Origin of the sequence: Arcticibacter svalbardensis MN12-7 (assembly GCF_000403135.1) — a bacterium.
Classification (GTDB): domain Bacteria; phylum Bacteroidota; class Bacteroidia; order Sphingobacteriales; family Sphingobacteriaceae; genus Arcticibacter; species Arcticibacter svalbardensis.
This window is the reverse complement of record NZ_AQPN01000014.1, coordinates 1-16,366: the sequence shown is the minus strand read 5'-3', so window position 1 is coordinate 16,366 and position 16,366 is coordinate 1. Positions and strand designations below refer to the sequence as shown.

The following is a 16,366-nucleotide window of genomic DNA, read 5'->3' as shown; positions in this document are numbered from 1 at the left end:
CCATAAAATCAAAGAGAGTTTTTTCCCGTTTTTTCATATCTAAATTTAATCATTTATGCGCGCTTATTCGATTTTTTGTACTCATAAATTAAGGTAGGTTATTGGAAGCCCCCTTATATTTATATGAGAAGCATATAATGAAATTGCTATAAATGTTTAAATTCATGGTATATAACATTTTGTTTGAAGTTTCCTGTATCAATTTGTTTTGATATAGAAGTATTTTTACTAGGTATATGTGCAAAAAATAATTTTCCCTTATTATTTTCTTTGTAAGCCTCATACGAAATTCCTCTCGTTAGAGAGCTACCTAAGCCAATAATTGCATGTGGATTAAAAAAATCCGTGTCTGATTTGCTGAAAAATCGGTAAGCAATATCAAGCTGCTCAAATGACATCAATTGTTTAGCAATTGATTGTAGCGATTTCATCTCAGCGGCATAATGGTCTTTTGCTGTAATTAACAATATATTCGGTTGGATTTTAACAAGAAATGACCAGTGATTATATAAACTTGCATTTGAGCGGCTGTAAGACCCCTTTGGAACAAAGACCCATCCCCAAATATGATTTCTTAAGGCATGGTTAAGAGCTATACTTTTTTCGACACTGGTATTTTCATAATTTGGAAGAACTATATTATTAACAATGTGACTGTCAATTAATAATGAGTTTAAAAAACTGTCAGGAATAATATGTAGGTTTTTTAAAAACCATTTTGCATAAGTACTATTTGGGCTTATTTTCGAAGATAATAAAAAACTCCATAATGTTAGCATATCAGGTGTAAATGTTGGCGTTTCCATTATTTGTGAAAACATCCGGGTAATTACTAGGTTTTGTTCATTAATTAAACCCGCAACATTTTTATGATATTTCCCCTCTTTAACTTGCTCAAAAAGGAATGCACTAATAAGAGTGGGTTTCAATTGTAATAGAATGCTTGCTGCATGATGTATTATGAAACTTTGTTTTTGAACTATCTCTAATAAACATTGATCAAGGTACTTCTCCCATCCTGGAACAGATTTAATAAACTGTACTATTTCTTTTGGTTCTGTTTTATCATCTTTATCAAATACAAAGTGTTGAAGGGCATTGCCAATTATTTGTATTTGAAATGATAATAGTGAGTTGTTACTTATCTTCTTTATGAAATCAGCATTCTGGACATTAATTGCTAATCTGATATTGTGTTTAGCCAGTTCCCAGTATTGATTAGTGTGACGTATTTCCTCGCGTAGATAATAAATAAATTCTTCACCTAAATAATTAACATTTGCAAAGATGTCAAACTTACTTTGTGATACAATATAATCAATATATAGAACATCGCGTATAGTAAGATGTATAAAAGAATACCAGTTTTTGCCACCTATATTGCGCCTTATTAATAATCCATTTGTATGCAAGAACTCTATATCTACTTCATTATATCCGGCAAATGATTCTTCAATCAAGTTAAATTCAAATTCAATTAAATTTCTGGCTGCGGCAAGATATCCCAATAAACAGAATTTAGGATAAAATTTGTCATATGAGATTTGATTGCCTTTGGTACTTAATGTTTTTATGAATTCTCTATAAACAGTTGCGACAGATTTTTGAAATATATCTTTTAAGTTTCTGAAACCTCTTTCCTTAATGATGTAAATGACAATTTCAATAAATAGAGGGTTTTGAGTGTATTTGTTTCGAAAACTTAAAAGTGATTTTCCGCCTTCTACAATATCAAAAAAATCTTGCGTATTGAGTTTTATATGCAATCGGTTTGCGAGGTTATAAAAAAATGCCTCTGCTTCTGATATGTTTAATGGCTTTAAAGTTATAATTCGTTGCTCTGTTTTCACCTGCTGCGCTCGCGTAGTGATTATAATTTTAAAATTTTTGTTATGTTTATGATAAATGTCCAGATAATTGTTAAAAAGTTCCATTAAGTTATGAATGTGTTGACGATCATCACAATCATCCAGAATGAAATAGCACTTCCCATAATTAATAAAATAACTGATTAGATTAGGCGAAGGGCGATGCTTTACGTTTGATGAAAATCTATTGACAGCGTATAATACGTTTTTCCATAATAATTCAAATGAATTGTCAGATATCCCCTCAAGAAGTGCAGGAGCAGTGGTTTTTATCTCTGTTATATTAAAGTAAACCAGGAAATCTATGCTATCACCTTTTAATTCCTTATTGAGAAAATCGAACACAACCGACGACTTACCTGTACCTGGCAAACCACAAATGACTGTAAAAGTTGTTTTATCAAAAAGATGTTCTATTTCCCTAGAGTCGAATTTTTCGAAGTGAGGTATGTATTCTTCGGTCTCATCGTTGTCGCTTTGTCTGTTAATAAACCAAGATACGTTTTTTTGTTTATAAGAAAGTAATGGTTGAAGGTAAGTGTCGCAGATTTTTTGATGAGTGCAAATTAGCTTTTTCTCTAATAATGCAGTGATCGGAATTTTTCTCCTGTTGCTAGGTGTTTTTAAATTCTCAGTTGTTGAATCGGCTTTTAATCCAATTAATTTAAAAAACGGAACAAAAAAATTGTAAATAAATAGTGGAATGTCTGTAATAGTAGATAGTAAAATTAAAGCAATAATAACATAACCAAGCTCCTTTGGTATAGAGGTTAATGGAAGGTCTGTTAGAAAATTCATGATCGCTAGTTTCATGTAAAATTAAAACTTAACTATTTATTTTTCAATAGTTTATTAAAATAGATCCAATTATAAAGCGTTAAGGGTGCTCAATGACTATAGTTAGGATATCTTTGAGTAAGCGTTTGAAAAAAGCCTATACTAATAGCAGAAAGGATTTTTAATGCAAATCTTTTATTCGGTAAGTTCTTAATTGTTCAGTGATTTTAGAATATGAACTTGCTCAATTGCCGTTACTTCTTTGTCACGGAATCTTAAAGAAATCCTAGTGAAAGTTTTTCGTTGATAGAACAAGAATGTAGATTGCGGAAAATGATGTCTGATTACTCTGATGTGAAACTCATATTTATGTTGAAGAACAAAGCATATGAGCGCGTTTACAAACTATTTAATTCTTGAATCCCAATTTTTCCACGGCTACTACTAGTATTCAGCCATCTGTTTTAATATTCCAAGAAATGCAATTTAGAATTCCTCCTTCTTTAGCAATTTCTGAAGAATCTGTACTTAAGATCTTATCATTGGGAAATACTTCCTTTAACTGATTAATTGCTTCATCATCCTCAACGATATTAAATGTAGGAACGATTACAAGTCCGCTCATTTGCAGATAATTGATGTATACCACTTGCATCTTTATTTGAAAGATTTGAGTAAGGGTTGTAAGGTAGTTCAATAATTTTAAGTCCCGCATTATGCAATGCCAGGCGTACTCCTAATTGAAAATCTGGACTTTCATTGGTATACTTATTAATGAGAACGGTATCATCATTAATGAACCGAACCATGCCATCAGCATGGCCTGTGAAGTCATGTTTGTCCCAGGGAAGGAATATGATCTTACTTACCTCAAAAGTTTCTTCTAGCTCCTTAATTAGGGCTCTTTCACTATAGTTGGGGTTCTCTTTGAAGACCTTGTTGCACAAAATAACTTTGTCTTTCCCTTTTACTACGTTACCGCCATCTAAGACAATTTTAGAGGTCTCTGCAGCAATACCCATTTTGTTCAGTATTAGAGGAACATCTGAAATTGTTTTAAGCCACTTTTATGATTGAAGATAATCAGGGTTATAGATGAAACGAATAAACTTATTAACCTCAAGCTGAATAGGCATATAATCAACTGCCCAGATGTCTTTGGTATCTGGAATCAGGTTAAATGGAGTATGGTTATCTTGTAGTAACTGTTCAAATGCTTTAAAGAAAATTGGATTTTTCTTAGGTAAGCAATCTGCCAGGTACAGCAGATTGCTTTCTTTATCTTGGATCATACTAATTTCATGGTGTAACCTAGAATAAGATTTGCTTGTTCTATATCTAATTCTCCATTTTTTAGCATCCTTTTCACAACAGTCTCTTTGTCTTTTATCGTTTGGCTAAAATTGGGAAATGCTTTCAGAAGTATAACATATCTTAATTTAAGGTTGAGATAAAAACCTAATGGATCATTTGCCTTTGGTGTAAGACCAAAACGACTTGTTTTCAACATGCTCATTCCGGGAACGAACGAACAATCCTGATTATGACCTTCAATGTCTAGGAATTGTATGGTATTCACACCTTTGCCGTTCAATAAGTTAAAGTTTGAAAACAGTTCAGTCGCTACCTTTTGTGGTCCATCGTATTGCTTTTTCATAAAACCGCTTTTAGGGTCTGAACCACCATAGAGTTTTACGACGCTGCGTATTAAAATGCCTCCATAGTTTTTCCCATCACCAAATGTGATATCTATTCCTGATCCGTGCAAGTAGAGCTTGTTCGATTGCAGTTGAAGATCATTCTTGTAGGTGTGAGGGTCTGGTAACTTCTCGGAATAGGTGTAAAATTCAAAATCGACTATCCGGTAATATTCATCATTGACTTTTAATTGGATGTCCTTGGAAAACTTATCTGCTATTGTATCGAAGCTTGCTAGAATTGTTTTCTGCGATTCGTAATTAACTTTTAAAAAATCCATATAATGGTTTTAGGTGGTTAACAAATATAGCAGAGTTATAGTGGAATCCTTCACTATATTTAATCGGTTCTCTGTCGCACTTTTCTTATGCCTTCAAGAAAAAGTTTGGTTATGCATCCAAAGAAATAGTATAAAGTGTAACAGCTTATGCATCGTAGATGTCTTTGTTAACAGAGCACCCTAATTTCATTTTGGCGATTTAATCGATTTGTATACTATCAATTGCTTTTCCCATAGCATACTCCTTTACTCCGGGTACTTTTAGTCCTTCTGCACGGAATACTGTTATGTTAGTCATGCCCAAAAAGCCGAGGAAAGCCGTTAGGTAAGGTGCAACAAAGTCGTTTGCTTTTCCTGGTCCTTCTGAATAAATACCACCTGAAGACATGGCAATATAGACCTTTTTACCGGTTACCATTCCGATAGGACGACCATCTTCTCCGTAACCAAATGTAACTTTTGGCCTGGTAACATGGTCAATCCATGCTTTAAGTGACGTATGAACGGTAAAATTGATTAGCGGTGCACCAATGACGATAATATCAGCTGCCAGTAGTTGCTTCACTAGTAAATCGGATAGACGATTTGCTTTTTTATCTTCCTCAGTTTGCTGCTCCAAAGGAATAAAGAATGTACGAAGGTTGTTCGGGGTAAGGTGGGGGATTTCCATGTCAACGAGGTTTAACTCCTCAAGCGAGCTGCCTGGATACTTATCTTGAATTTTTTCTACGATCGTGTGACCCAACTTGATGCTGTACGATGCTGCACCTTGAAGGCTTGACTTTAAATGAAGGATGTGTTTCATAAAATTATTTGCTTAATTATTGAAAGCAAAAGTATGGTTACCAGGTGATGAAATGATAGTACTTACCCAAAGGTAAGCGGTAACGTTGAGGTAAGTGATTACCTTTGAGGTATGAAAATGATTAGAAATGAGGTACTTCCTAACCGTCAGGAGTGTGCAGGCTCGCTAAGAAACGTCATTGACGCACTTTATGTTCTAAATGGCAAATGGAAGCTGGCTTTGATTCTCTCTCTGGTGCAATCATCAAAGCGTTTCAATGAGATACAGAAGGAAGTAAGTGGTATTTCCGCCAAGGTATTAGCGAAAGAACTGAAAGATCTGGAATTGAACGACTTTATCACCCGTAATGTATATCCAACCACCCCTGTAAGTATTATTTATGAAGCGACGGGGTATAGCCAGACATTAAAAAGTGTGATAGGTGAACTAAGTGCCTGGGGCGGACAGCACAGGGAAAAAGTGAAGCAAAGTATGCGGAAACAGTCTTGATCTTTGGAGTTAATTAGAGTTTATTGTTTTGCTTATTGGTCGTATAAAAACTAAAGACCTTACAAATAATCTTAATTGTTTTTAAAGTATTTTTCTATGCGCTCATGTAACGTTTTTTTAAACTGTTCATCCAATTTTAGTACACTATTATCGGAAGAATTAAAAAGATTTTTAACCATTGAGTTAATAATGATACTTTGTTTTTGGAATGTTTTGCATATTGAACAACCAGCCAGATGTATTTTTAACTCGAGTTTTTCTCTTAGTGTTATCGTTCCTATTTGCTTTTTTTCTATCAAAAAGGTAGCCTTGCGGCAATTGTATGCTATTTTCTTTAATTCGTTCATGTACTTAAGTTTGAATCCAGTTCTTTTGAAGGCAGGCTCTGAGATTAACCTTAGCCCGGTGAATGACTACCCAAAAATTAGATGATGATACTTTTAGCTCCTTGCAGATTTTTTCTGTTGTTTCATCATCCATATGCTTCATGGTAAAAACAGCAAGCCATAGTGAAGGCAGTTTTTTCATACATAGTTTGAGAATATGCTGAAACTCTTTGTTTTCAAGGGCATCTGATTGTTCGATCCCAAACTCTTTTGGTCTGTATTCGATATTCCAGTTCCCATATTCATGATTAAAGTAATCATGTTCTTCCTCCTCCTGATCTATCACTTTATTCTTTATAAATGCTACTGAATTTTTCCTATATACGTCAATCACTTTATTCTTTAAGATTGATGTAAGCCATGTTCTCTCAGAACATTTGCCTTCAAATTTATTCATGCTGTTCAGTGCTGCCAGGAATGTGTCCTGAATCAAATCCCTTGCCTGCTCTTCATCGTTTACACGAGTGATGGCATAATTATATAAATAATCGGCATACTTAATAACCCACAAATGAGGATTAATGGTATTTTCTATTGCTAAAGTTTCATTATTATCGCTTGGCATAAAGGAATTTTGTTAGTTGAATAGAGCTGATCTTTATTTTCTTTGTCGGAATTCACTCAGTCACCTTACAATTTATTTCATATTTTTTGTAAGGGTTTTATAAAGTAGGCGACAAATTGGTAAATTAGTATAGCATAGGCTTATGAAATTCCTACCTGTTTATTAACTAAATTAATTGCGTTTTTGTTGCAGCGAAATGATTAATTCAATTATAAATGAAAGTAATTAAAGAAAAACATTCCTTTCTAATGCGTTGGACGCATTGGGTTAATTTCCCTATCCTAACAATTATGATCTGGAGTGGAATGCTGATTTATTGGGCTAATGACGCTTACAACATCACAATTTTTGGATTCACTTTCATTGCTTTTTTTCCGGAGTGGTTTTATAAGTTCTTGAATATTCCTCACCACTTAGCTGAAGGAATGGCCTTCCATTTCTTATTCATGTGGTTTTTTACGATCAACGGAATTCTTTATGTGTTTTACACACTTTTTTCGGGGCAATGGAAAGAATTAATGCCAAAAAAAAATTCATTTAAAGAAGCATGGTTGGTACTATTGCATGATCTACACATTCGAAGAACTTTACCTCCGCAGAACAAATATAATGCAGCTCAACGCATTGCATATACTGCTATAATTTTTATGGGGTTTGGTTCTGTTGTTACAGGATTGGCTATTTACAAACCGGTACAGTTTTACTGGTTATGCTGGTTATGTGGTGGTTATAATTTTGCAAGAATACTTCATTTTACGTTAACAATGGGCTATGTATTCTTCTTCATGATCCATATTTTTCAGGTGCTTATGGCTGGATGGAATAATTTCAGATCAGTGATATCAGGCTTCGAGTTAGTGGAACAACAGCCACTAATCACTCCGGAAAAACAACCTGGTTCTAATTCGCCTGCTGATGGTAAAATTGAAGAAAATTAGTTTCAAAAGGGATAATACAAATTCAATGAAGAACTTAAAATTCAAAAAACAAAAAAAAGAACTAACTATTAATCAAAAAATTAATAGACGAAATTTCATCTCTTTTAGTGCGTTTTTTGCATTGAGCAGTGCTGCAGCGGTAGGCTGGAAATGGTTATATAATTCTCCTCAAGAATCAACCGGAGTTACTGCAGGTGCCCACAAACCATTACGTCGTGCTTTAAACAAAACAGAGCTGTTTTTTAGAAACTTCTACAGTAATAACCACCTGGTAAAGACTTATTCAAAAGACCGTGCAGCTAAAAATATAAGGGTAAATAGTGATATTGGCATTGACGATGAAGGTTTTAACGTTGAAACCTGGCGTTTAGAGATCAAAAAAAATAATGGTCAGGTAGTTAGATTGACTATTGATGACATTAAAGCGCTTCCTAAAACAGAGTTGATTTTTGATTTTAAATGTGTGGAAGGCTGGGATCAGATTCAGCATTGGGCTGGTGTTAAGTTTATCGACTTAATTGGGCATTTTAAACTCGAGGATCAGATAACGATGCCTTACGTTGGCATGGAGACTCCGAACGGTGAATATTATGTGGGTCTGGACACTGAAAGTGCTTTACATCCACAAACTATCCTCGCTTATGAAATGAATGACAAGCCTATAAGCAATGTTCACGGTGCTCCCCTGCGACTTATCATTCCGGTAAAATATGGGATCAAAAATTTGAAACGTATTGGTACGATCTCATTTAGTGACAAACGCCCTAAAGACTATTGGGCTGAAAGGGGATATGATTATTATTCTGGACTATAAATGTAAGTAGGAGTGAATTGATTTTTTATGTTTAATGGTTGCTTTCTGAAATGTCGTTTGAAACCTTTTTAAAATTGTAGTAAGGAAAAGCTAAAAGATGCGACAAAGAGTAAAAAACAACATATGAAACTTATTCAAAAAACTCCAAAATGGGCTGCAGTAACAATGATACTATTTACAGTTGCAGCCTGTCAAAAAAACGAGATGGGTTTAGATGATTCTTCAGAGACTAAGACAACCATCACTGTAGAAAATGTATTAGTATCAAAACCACTTGTCGAGTCAGGAGAATTTAAGGGGAGCAGTCCATCTAACCTTATTTTACCCGGACAGTCTGTTACAATTGAATTTTCTGCTGCCAGAAAAGAAGCAATAAGCTTTGCTACAATGTATGGCTGGTCTAACGATCTGTTTTTTGCCCCTTTAAATCCAGGCATACTGGTATATGATACAAATGGAAATCCGATTCAAGGAGATGTCTCTGAACAAGTAAAACTTTGGGATAACGGAACAAGAATTAATCAGGCACCAGGTGCAAACGTAAACCATCCGGGAGTTGCCGATAGCAAAATTATTACCGAGGTAAAAGGAACTGACGCACAGGGGAATACCTATTTGCCTGCGTCAAATCTAATTAAAGCAACGCTGAAATATATAGGTAACTCTGTATTTAATTTAACCCTTGAAAATACATCAGGAGGAACGGCCAACCAGACTCCCTTAAGTCCGGGTGTTTGGGCAGTGTCTTATGTTGTAGGTGAGAATCTGCAAAATGCAACCCCACTTTATTCAAGTGGCAAGCCTACAGCTAATGGCCTGACTGATATAGCAGAAATGGGTAGTAACACACGTTTATGTGATTATTTGAAAACCATTACAGGGATATTTACACCTCTTTCACCCATACTTGTGGTTGTTTATAATGGAATTGAAAACCCTATCTATAAAGTTGGAGAAGTAGATCGTGGCCAGGGGCTTAAGGCATTGGCTCAAATGGGAAATGCAGATACACTTGCCAATTACTTAAAAGGCAAACCAGGTATTAAAGCGGTGTACGTCCTTCCTGATCCCGCTACTAAAGTATTACTACCAATAATTGGTAATCAGGCAGGTGGTAAAGTATCCCAGGAAATAAGCGTTTCTAAGAATGATAAATTAGCAATTGCAACGATGTATGGATTTTCAAACGATTGGTTTTTCGCTACTTCAGGTGATGATATTGATGCAACTCAAAAAGGCGATATTTCAATGAGCATGAGTCTGTTTGATAACGGAACAGCAATAAACCAATTTCCAGGTGCAGGAATTACGCAATTTAACTTGGCCGGTACTCCGCTTAAAGAAAGTAAGGTCATTGCAGCTGTTCCAAACCCAAATGCATTTACTACTTTACCTGCTATTACAGATATTATACGAGTAATATTGCAATAATCACTAATCTACTTCTTACAAAGTGTAAAAATAATGTGTGGTGACAGATTAAAAACTCTGTTATCACACATTAATCATACTTGAAAAAGAATATAAATTCATTTTGGGAAAAGACCATCAGTTGCCCCCTGGAATGTTAAGTTTGTATGAAGTTATTGTGATTAGCTTGAGCTATTCAGAATTTAGTGTCATTTAAAACCGGATTTTTACTTGCATTTACCTGGTAGGTTGTGATTTTACCTTCTTCATTTACTTCAACGATTCGGTAGCCTCTGTAGGTGGTTCCCCAACTGCCTCCGATGTGTGAGTCGAAGAAATGGGGCAGCTTATTGGTATAAAAAACACTGTCAAGACTATGATCATGACCGTGGAAGACTGCTTTGACATTGGTGTACCGGTGTAGTAATTCTATTGTTTCCGGACCATCTACGAAAGGATTCTGGGGAACCCAGATATGAGGAGGAATATGTAATACTACAAAAACGGTTTGAAGTGTCTTGAACTTCTCTAATTCACTTTTTATAAAATCATTGTTCGGAGGGAGATAGGTGCCTTTTGTATCTGAAGTATTGGCAAGTATAAAGCCAACACCGTTCTTTTCAATCGAAAAGTTATACTCACGTCCAAAGATAGATTTCCATAGCGCCGCATCTGCATGATCGTGATTTCCGGGGATTGCGTAAAATGGGACGTGCAACTTATCGTAATAATCTCGTTTGATCTCAGTTAAAAGATCCGGTCGGTCATGTACGAGATCTCCATTTATAATGACAAAATCAAGAGGGCTTTTTTTATGCGCTTCATTTAGCCATCCAATCATGTTTTGATGGTCTTCTTTATATGGGGTGTTAGGCTGCCCATAATGTCCATCTGAAGCAATTGCAAACCTTAATTTGCTTTTTTGTTGTGCATCAGGTAATGATTTTTGATCGACTCCAGCAAATAATTCGGTTACAGGATTAATTTGTGTTAGAAATAATCCGGCTACGCTGCTTTTGATAAATGATCTTCTGTTTGACATAATATATGTTTAGTAGTAGATAGGGGCTGCCGATGGATAACAGCCCCTTTTAGGTTTTAGAAACTATATCTTGCTCCGATTTGTCCTCTCCATCTGGATTCAAACGGTGCATTCACAAATGAACTGTTTACTGGGTTGTAACTGTAGGTTGCCCTGGATCTGCCATTAGCTGTTGCTGGGTTTTCAAATCCTCTAAAAGTTAATATGGCACCACTCAGCGTTGCGGGTAGTTGCGCAGTAGTAATTGAAGGAAGTTTAACCAATCCCCAGTCTTTGTTTAACATATTTCCTACGTTGAATACATCAAATGTAAACTGAATATTGTGTCTGGTCTTACCTGAACTAATGAAGAAATCTTGTGCAAGATGCATGTCGAAAATGTGTGACCATGGTGTCCGGGCTCCATTTCTTTCTGCATATTCTCCCCGGTGTTTACTCAAATACGGATCTTGTTCAATGAAAGTATTCAGTTGCTGATAGATTTCCGCCGGTGTACGTAAGTCCTGTGCATTGGTAGGCAATAAAACAATGTCATCCTGAGATTTAGGGATGTACATGGCATCGTTCTGAGTCTGTCCATCATTATTGATATCTGAGTTTAACCGGTAGGTGTAAGGTAGACCTGATTGTCCATTATAGACCAAACCGATTGTTGTAGCCATACTTTTTAAGTACTCGATGCGGTAAGATACATTGCCGATGATGCGGTGCTCCAGGTTCCAGTCAGAGAATGTTAAACCAGGGTTATTGGGATTATTGATAATGGTATTATTACGAAAGTTGGTTGAGGCAATAGTGGAGTTCATACTGGATATATCTTTCGAATGCGCATAGGTGTAAGCGATAGATCCTGATACTCCCTGAGTTACGTTGCGCTGCAACTGTGCGGTAAGACTGTATTGGTAGCCTTTATTCGTATTGGTAAGTAAAAATACATTGGTGTATTGGGGGAAGTTCAACCTAGCAGTACCGGATGGGTATAGATCCCGACCATCACCATCAAGTTTTGCAGTTGGTTCAACCAGGTTCAGATCTTTTATGAAAGGGGCATTAAGTTCCTTTCCATAAATACCTTCAAGAGTTGCGACAAAACCAAAGGGTAGTTTCTGGTCAATAGCCAGGTTAGAGCGCCATACCTGTGGCATTTTGAAGTTCTCATCAGTCAGATCAATTTCGGAGGTGGCAACAGTAGGTGTTTTTGGCTGATTATTTACATCCCCTGAAAAACGGATAGGGGCGGTTGCTGTACCTGTAGCATTTATACGGCCAAGGTCTACACCTGAGTTATTGTATGCATTGCCCAACCAAACATAAGGAAGGCGTCCTGTGAAGATTCCACTTCCACCTCTTAAAATAGTTTGGGAGTCATTATTGATATCCCAGTTGAATCCTAATCGTGGAGAAAATAACAATCTAGATTCTGGCTTGCTATCCGTCTTTAATCCCATGCCAACAAATGATTCTGCAAATGCGGTATTCTGTAATGGTTTGTCAAGGAAAATTGGAATATCTACTCTTAATCCGCCGGTCACCTTTAATCCATCCTGTACTGTATATTCATCCTGCGCATAAAAGCCTAACTGCATCGCTCTGAAAATGGATGTTGGTATAGTTACATCTGGTATTTTTGAGTATGTGAGCTGATATACTGAAGGTGCCTGGTTGTTTAAAAAAGACGCCAGGCTGCTGTAGGTATAATTTCCCCAGATATTCTGAATAAATAGATTATCAAAGCGGAAGAACTCATTCTGGGTACCAAAGGTAAAATGATGATTATTACGGATCATGTCGAGGTTGTCCGTTAACTGAAATAGATTTTGCGTTTGTTTGGCAGATGGGGAATAACCCTCTGTGCCTGCGGTAATCGTACCGGCAGCACCCAATTGGATTAACACTTGTGGGAAAGGACTTCCTGGAATCTCCCGGTTATCCCTTATGTTAGAGTAACCTATGATTAAATTATTGACAATATCATTAGAGAAGTAAGTGTTTAGTTCAGCGACGGTAATGTTGGTCGAATTGGTTTGGATGTATTTGTTGTTTTCAAAACGAAGTGCATTGATCCCATTTGCAATATCATCGCGCTCTCCATGCACATAGTTGTGCCTTAATGTCAATCTGTTTTTCGAGTTAATGATGTAATCCAGACGGGCAAACATTTTTTCGCTATTTGTTTGCTTACTAATATCGTCAAATTTGCCGGCATCGTAGTTATACTGGCTTTTCAGGTAATCGGAAATCTGTTGTGCCGTTTCTGCTGGAACCAGAGATTCGTCTGATGCACCTGTTCCTCTGTTCGCCTTATATAATAGCGGCTCATTTCTTCTGCTGATTTCAGCATTTGCAAAGAAGAAAAGCTTGTTTTTAATAATGGGACCACCTAAACGGAAGCCATATTGGGCATCACTAAACTCGTTAAACTTGTTCCTGTTGGCGTCAGGACTTTTACCAACAAGACCTTCATTTTTGCCATAGGTATAAACGGAACCACTAAAGGTGTTCGTTCCCCGTCGTGTAACTGCATTGATTCCTGCCCCTGTAAAACTACCTTGTTTGACATCAAAGGGAGCGAGTACTACCTGTATTTCATCAATGGCATCTAAGCTGATTGGCTGTGTACCTGCTTGTCCGCCTGGCGCACCAGTAGTGGTTCCACCACCTACACCATAGCCCATGATGTCGTTATTTTGAGAGCCATCTATCTGGATGTTGTTGTAGCGGTTATTTCTTCCACCGAAAGAAAGACCGGACGACTGTGGTGTAAAACGTGTAAAGTCTGATAATGACCGGTTTAAAGAGGGATAGCGTTCTAAATCTGTACGGCTGATATTTTTTGAGGCGCCTGTTTTGGATAGGTTTCTGGCTGAACCTGCTCGTGCGGATTTAATTTCAACTGTGTTGAGGTTAACATCTTCAGATTCCAGGAATACCTTCAGGGAATATACCTGCCCTAAGGGAAGCGATACGTTTTGCTCTGTGTATTTTTTGGTCCCGATGTATTTAATCTCAATACTATAGGGTCCGCCAACAGGTAGGTTCTGCAATACAAATACGCCTTTTTCATTAGATGTTGCATCGAACCTGATATTGGAAGGGCCATTAATAACGGTAATAATTGCACCTGGGAGGGCATGATTTTGATTATCATATATGTAGCCCTTAATCCCTGACGATGTAGTTCCCTGGGAATAAGATTTCAGGTAGCAAAAAGACATTAGGGATAGAATGAGTAACGATGCGCATATTCGGACATGGTTACGGAAAAACGTACTTGTTTTTTTCATAGTTTTAGTTTCTGAATAATAGGGGTCGCTCTGACCTTTGTTGGTGATTAATTCCATGAGTGTTCCAGCACTCATGGTTTTTATTTATTGGGTTTGATATAAATGCTTTTCGTAGTCATTTTATAGGTGATAGGATGTTGATTCGTGATTTCTTTCAGTATGGTGCTGATGGATTTTCCTCGTGTATTCAAGCTTACTTTTAGCGTAGTATCTATTCCTGGGTCGAGCTTGATGTTAACTTTATAATTAATGGAAAGCTCTTCAAAAACGTTTTTGATCGGTGTTCCATTAAAAGAAAGTGCAGTGGTCGGATGAAAATCAATTGTTAGTGGATCTGTATGCTTAGGAGAGATCTTGTTTAATTTGCCCGATTTTTTGCTGTAAATAGCTGTCTCTCCCGGTAATAAATAGAGTGTACCTTGTGTCCGGTGTTGAACACCTACCTTTCCTGTTTTGACTTTTACGGTTGTTTTCATGGATTTAGATGAAGCATCTACCCAAAAGGATGTCCCAAGTACGACAATAGAAAGATCAGTGCTCTTTACTATAAATGCTCTGAGTTTTTCGTGCCTTACTTTAAAGAAAGCTTTCCCTGTAAGGGCCATTTCTCTCTTTGTCGAATTGAATTTCTCCGGATAGCTTAAAGTTGCACCTGGTTCAAGAATAACCTCGCTTTTATCCCCCAGTAATAGGGAATAGTTAATTGATCCAGTATTTTTTACATTCAATATTTTGATTGAAGTTAGTTGAGCTGGTTGTTTGTTTAAGGGAATCGGGTCTTTGATTTCTTGTCTTAATGCTAAAAAATAGATTGCAAAGGGGATCAGTACAGCTGCGACTCTTCCAATCCATAACCTAATCTGTTTAGTTGAATTTGCTTTCTTTTGAATTCTATCCTTTAGGATTTGGAAGGCGGGAATAGGCAAATCTGCCGAAGAATGGAGCTTGCCAAGGGTTGTAAGGTGTGCATTCAAAAAGGCTTTTTGATAGTCTGGTGTTTGGCCGGAAAGCCATTGTAAAAATTCTTCGCGTTCTGAATCAGAGAGCTGATTTTTGGTAAGCCTGCTTAGTAATTCTGCTTTAAGGGGTTGTTCTTTCATCGGGTATACTGCTTATACGAATAAGCAATAGTCTTACCCTACCTCTGAAAAAAATATATACTTGAAATAAGTAAAAAGGCGGAGATCTGATGGTTTCTAAGGAAGACGCGCAAGATGGCTAATGTTTTGGTGATCTGTTTTTCTACTGCTTTTACGGAAATATTAAGCTCCAAAGAAATGTCTTTATTACTTAAGTACTCGCTTCGGCTGAGGTGGAAGATTTCCAAATTGCGTTTAGGAAGTTTACTGAGGGCACTTTGGAGGATTCTCTGGTAGTCGGCTAATACTACCTCGTCCATGGTGCTAAAGTGCTGTTCTTTTTCTAAGCGAATCTGGTTAAGTTTAGCTTCAACGGTTTTGAATTTTCTGATTTCATCCAGCGCTTTGTTCTTTGCAATGGTAAAAAGAAGATTCCTGGTATTTTGATCTCCGTTTATTTTGTTTCTGAATTCCCAAAGCTTTAAAAAAGTATCCTGGGTAAGCTCTTCTGCATCTTCATCGTATCGACAGTAGGGAATCAAAAAAGTTCTGATCTCGCTATAATAGCGATTGTACATATATTCGAGCCCATTTATATCGCCTTGGATTAAAGCATCATTCGCTTCTTTATCACAAATAAACCTTTGCATGACCTTGAGAATTCTTTCGTCCAAAAGTATCAGGTCAGCTTAAACTGTATGTTTATTTCATGTTATGAAATTGATCTTACTAGCTTACCGCACCGCCTATTTAATGAGCTGATTAGTGATTCAATTCGGCTCATATACTCACTATTGTGAAGGAAGGATCTACTTCTCAATTGCAGTATTCAACTTATATGCGTATGTTCAGTATGTTTTTTGCTCCGGAAATTTTGATCAGTTAGAACATAAAAAAAACAGTATGAATCCACTTCAACCTAAACAATACG

General features: G+C 36.6%; 16 protein-coding genes. 4 read left to right on the top strand and 12 right to left on the bottom strand.

What is annotated here, in order from left to right; genetic code table 11:
- Nucleotides 1-146: 146 nt before the first annotated feature.
- The 6 genes from ADIARSV_RS01950 to ADIARSV_RS01930 form a co-directional block, all read right to left on the bottom strand.
- The gene (locus tag ADIARSV_RS01950; RefSeq protein ID WP_016193663.1) at nucleotides 147-2,681 is read right to left on the bottom strand and encodes an NACHT domain-containing protein; all 2,535 of its coding nucleotides are present in this window, start codon (nucleotides 2,679-2,681) and stop codon (nucleotides 147-149) included.
- A 415-nt stretch (nucleotides 2,682-3,096) separates the two neighbouring features.
- A complete protein-coding gene (locus ADIARSV_RS22760) occupies nucleotides 3,097-3,270 on the bottom strand; it encodes an agmatine deiminase family protein (protein ID WP_016193662.1) in 174 nt (57 codons plus the stop codon).
- The gene (locus ADIARSV_RS01945) at nucleotides 3,239-3,667 is read right to left on the bottom strand and encodes an agmatine deiminase family protein (RefSeq protein WP_016193661.1); all 429 of its coding nucleotides are present in this window, start codon (nucleotides 3,665-3,667) and stop codon (nucleotides 3,239-3,241) included. The genes ADIARSV_RS22760 and ADIARSV_RS01945 overlap by 32 nt, the downstream gene beginning before the upstream one ends.
- Nucleotides 3,668-3,712: 45 nt before the next feature.
- Nucleotides 3,713-3,937, bottom strand: a complete 225-nt coding sequence (locus ADIARSV_RS01940; RefSeq protein ID WP_016193660.1) for a hypothetical protein — start codon at nucleotides 3,935-3,937, stop codon at nucleotides 3,713-3,715.
- Complete coding sequence (locus tag ADIARSV_RS01935; protein WP_016193659.1) at nucleotides 3,934-4,623, bottom strand: hypothetical protein; 690 nt, start codon at nucleotides 4,621-4,623, stop codon at nucleotides 3,934-3,936. Before ADIARSV_RS01935 ends, ADIARSV_RS01940 begins: the two co-directional genes overlap by 4 nt.
- Nucleotides 4,624-4,822: 199 nt before the next feature.
- Nucleotides 4,823-5,428, bottom strand: coding sequence for an FMN-dependent NADH-azoreductase (locus ADIARSV_RS01930; RefSeq protein WP_040298779.1), 606 nt, complete (start codon nucleotides 5,426-5,428; stop codon nucleotides 4,823-4,825).
- Between the two features lie 117 nt (nucleotides 5,429-5,545).
- On the opposite strand from ADIARSV_RS01930, the gene ADIARSV_RS01925 reads away from it, so the two are divergent.
- Nucleotides 5,546-5,917 (top strand): winged helix-turn-helix transcriptional regulator, encoded by a 372-nt coding sequence (locus tag ADIARSV_RS01925; RefSeq protein ID WP_016193657.1) that lies wholly within the window; start codon nucleotides 5,546-5,548, stop codon nucleotides 5,915-5,917.
- 71 nt (nucleotides 5,918-5,988) lie between these two features.
- Here the strand turns inward: ADIARSV_RS01925 and ADIARSV_RS01920 are convergent, their stop codons facing one another.
- Complete coding sequence (locus ADIARSV_RS01920; RefSeq protein ID WP_016193656.1) at nucleotides 5,989-6,264, bottom strand: hypothetical protein; 276 nt, start codon at nucleotides 6,262-6,264, stop codon at nucleotides 5,989-5,991.
- Between the two features lie 4 nt (nucleotides 6,265-6,268).
- On the bottom strand, nucleotides 6,269-6,868 hold the full coding sequence (locus ADIARSV_RS01915; RefSeq protein ID WP_016193655.1) for a sigma-70 family RNA polymerase sigma factor: 600 nt from the start codon (nucleotides 6,866-6,868) through the stop codon (nucleotides 6,269-6,271).
- A 215-nt stretch (nucleotides 6,869-7,083) separates the two neighbouring features.
- Between ADIARSV_RS01915 and ADIARSV_RS01910 the strand changes: the two genes are divergently transcribed.
- The 3 genes from ADIARSV_RS01910 (at nucleotide 7,084) to ADIARSV_RS01900 (ending at nucleotide 10,051) form a co-directional block, all read left to right on the top strand.
- Complete coding sequence (locus ADIARSV_RS01910) at nucleotides 7,084-7,806, top strand: cytochrome b/b6 domain-containing protein (protein ID WP_016193654.1); 723 nt, start codon at nucleotides 7,084-7,086, stop codon at nucleotides 7,804-7,806.
- Nucleotides 7,807-7,831: 25 nt separating this feature from the next.
- Nucleotides 7,832-8,620, top strand: a complete 789-nt coding sequence (locus ADIARSV_RS01905; RefSeq protein WP_016193653.1) for a molybdopterin-dependent oxidoreductase — start codon at nucleotides 7,832-7,834, stop codon at nucleotides 8,618-8,620.
- A 123-nt stretch (nucleotides 8,621-8,743) separates the two neighbouring features.
- Nucleotides 8,744-10,051, top strand: a complete 1,308-nt coding sequence (locus ADIARSV_RS01900; RefSeq protein WP_016193652.1) for a spondin domain-containing protein — start codon at nucleotides 8,744-8,746, stop codon at nucleotides 10,049-10,051.
- A gap of 175 nt (nucleotides 10,052-10,226) precedes the next feature.
- On the opposite strand, the gene ADIARSV_RS01895 is transcribed toward ADIARSV_RS01900, so the two are convergent.
- From ADIARSV_RS01895 to ADIARSV_RS01880, 4 genes are read right to left on the bottom strand one after another with little or no spacing between them, the layout of a single operon-like run.
- Nucleotides 10,227-11,072: a metallophosphoesterase family protein gene (locus ADIARSV_RS01895; protein WP_016193651.1), complete on the bottom strand. Its 846-nt coding sequence runs from the start codon at nucleotides 11,070-11,072 to the stop codon at nucleotides 10,227-10,229.
- A gap of 56 nt (nucleotides 11,073-11,128) precedes the next feature.
- Complete coding sequence (locus ADIARSV_RS01890; protein ID WP_016193650.1) at nucleotides 11,129-14,431, bottom strand: TonB-dependent receptor; 3,303 nt, start codon at nucleotides 14,429-14,431, stop codon at nucleotides 11,129-11,131.
- Between the two features lie 5 nt (nucleotides 14,432-14,436).
- Entirely contained in the window at nucleotides 14,437-15,456 is a 1,020-nt protein-coding gene (locus ADIARSV_RS20330; RefSeq protein WP_016193649.1) for a FecR family protein, read from the bottom strand.
- A gap of 38 nt (nucleotides 15,457-15,494) precedes the next feature.
- Nucleotides 15,495-16,085 (bottom strand): RNA polymerase sigma-70 factor, encoded by a 591-nt coding sequence (locus ADIARSV_RS01880; protein ID WP_016193648.1) that lies wholly within the window; start codon nucleotides 16,083-16,085, stop codon nucleotides 15,495-15,497.
- Nucleotides 16,086-16,366 lie beyond the last annotated feature (281 nt).

What these genes read in the sequence shown, in the direction of transcription:
- ADIARSV_RS01950 (WP_016193663.1), bottom strand. Translation starts at nt 2,681, where the DNA reads ATGAAACTAGCGATCATGAATTTTCTAACAGACCTTCCATTAACCTCT.
- ADIARSV_RS22760 (WP_016193662.1), bottom strand. Translation starts at nt 3,270, where the DNA reads ATGAGCGGACTTGTAATCGTTCCTACATTTAATATCGTTGAGGATGAT.
- ADIARSV_RS01945 (WP_016193661.1), bottom strand. Translation starts at nt 3,667, where the DNA reads ATGGGTATTGCTGCAGAGACCTCTAAAATTGTCTTAGATGGCGGTAAC.
- ADIARSV_RS01940 (WP_016193660.1), bottom strand. Translation starts at nt 3,937, where the DNA reads ATGATCCAAGATAAAGAAAGCAATCTGCTGTACCTGGCAGATTGCTTA.
- ADIARSV_RS01935 (WP_016193659.1), bottom strand. Translation starts at nt 4,623, where the DNA reads ATGGATTTTTTAAAAGTTAATTACGAATCGCAGAAAACAATTCTAGCA.
- ADIARSV_RS01930 (WP_040298779.1), bottom strand. Translation starts at nt 5,428, where the DNA reads ATGAAACACATCCTTCATTTAAAGTCAAGCCTTCAAGGTGCAGCATCG.
- ADIARSV_RS01925 (WP_016193657.1), top strand. Translation starts at nt 5,546, where the DNA reads ATGATTAGAAATGAGGTACTTCCTAACCGTCAGGAGTGTGCAGGCTCG.
- ADIARSV_RS01920 (WP_016193656.1), bottom strand. Translation starts at nt 6,264, where the DNA reads ATGAACGAATTAAAGAAAATAGCATACAATTGCCGCAAGGCTACCTTT.
- ADIARSV_RS01915 (WP_016193655.1), bottom strand. Translation starts at nt 6,868, where the DNA reads ATGCCAAGCGATAATAATGAAACTTTAGCAATAGAAAATACCATTAAT.
- ADIARSV_RS01910 (WP_016193654.1), top strand. Translation starts at nt 7,084, where the DNA reads ATGAAAGTAATTAAAGAAAAACATTCCTTTCTAATGCGTTGGACGCAT.
- ADIARSV_RS01905 (WP_016193653.1), top strand. Translation starts at nt 7,832, where the DNA reads ATGAAGAACTTAAAATTCAAAAAACAAAAAAAAGAACTAACTATTAAT.
- ADIARSV_RS01900 (WP_016193652.1), top strand. Translation starts at nt 8,744, where the DNA reads ATGAAACTTATTCAAAAAACTCCAAAATGGGCTGCAGTAACAATGATA.
- ADIARSV_RS01895 (WP_016193651.1), bottom strand. Translation starts at nt 11,072, where the DNA reads ATGTCAAACAGAAGATCATTTATCAAAAGCAGCGTAGCCGGATTATTT.
- ADIARSV_RS01890 (WP_016193650.1), bottom strand. Translation starts at nt 14,431, where the DNA reads ATGAGTGCTGGAACACTCATGGAATTAATCACCAACAAAGGTCAGAGC.
- ADIARSV_RS20330 (WP_016193649.1), bottom strand. Translation starts at nt 15,456, where the DNA reads ATGAAAGAACAACCCCTTAAAGCAGAATTACTAAGCAGGCTTACCAAA.
- ADIARSV_RS01880 (WP_016193648.1), bottom strand. Translation starts at nt 16,085, where the DNA reads ATGCAAAGGTTTATTTGTGATAAAGAAGCGAATGATGCTTTAATCCAA.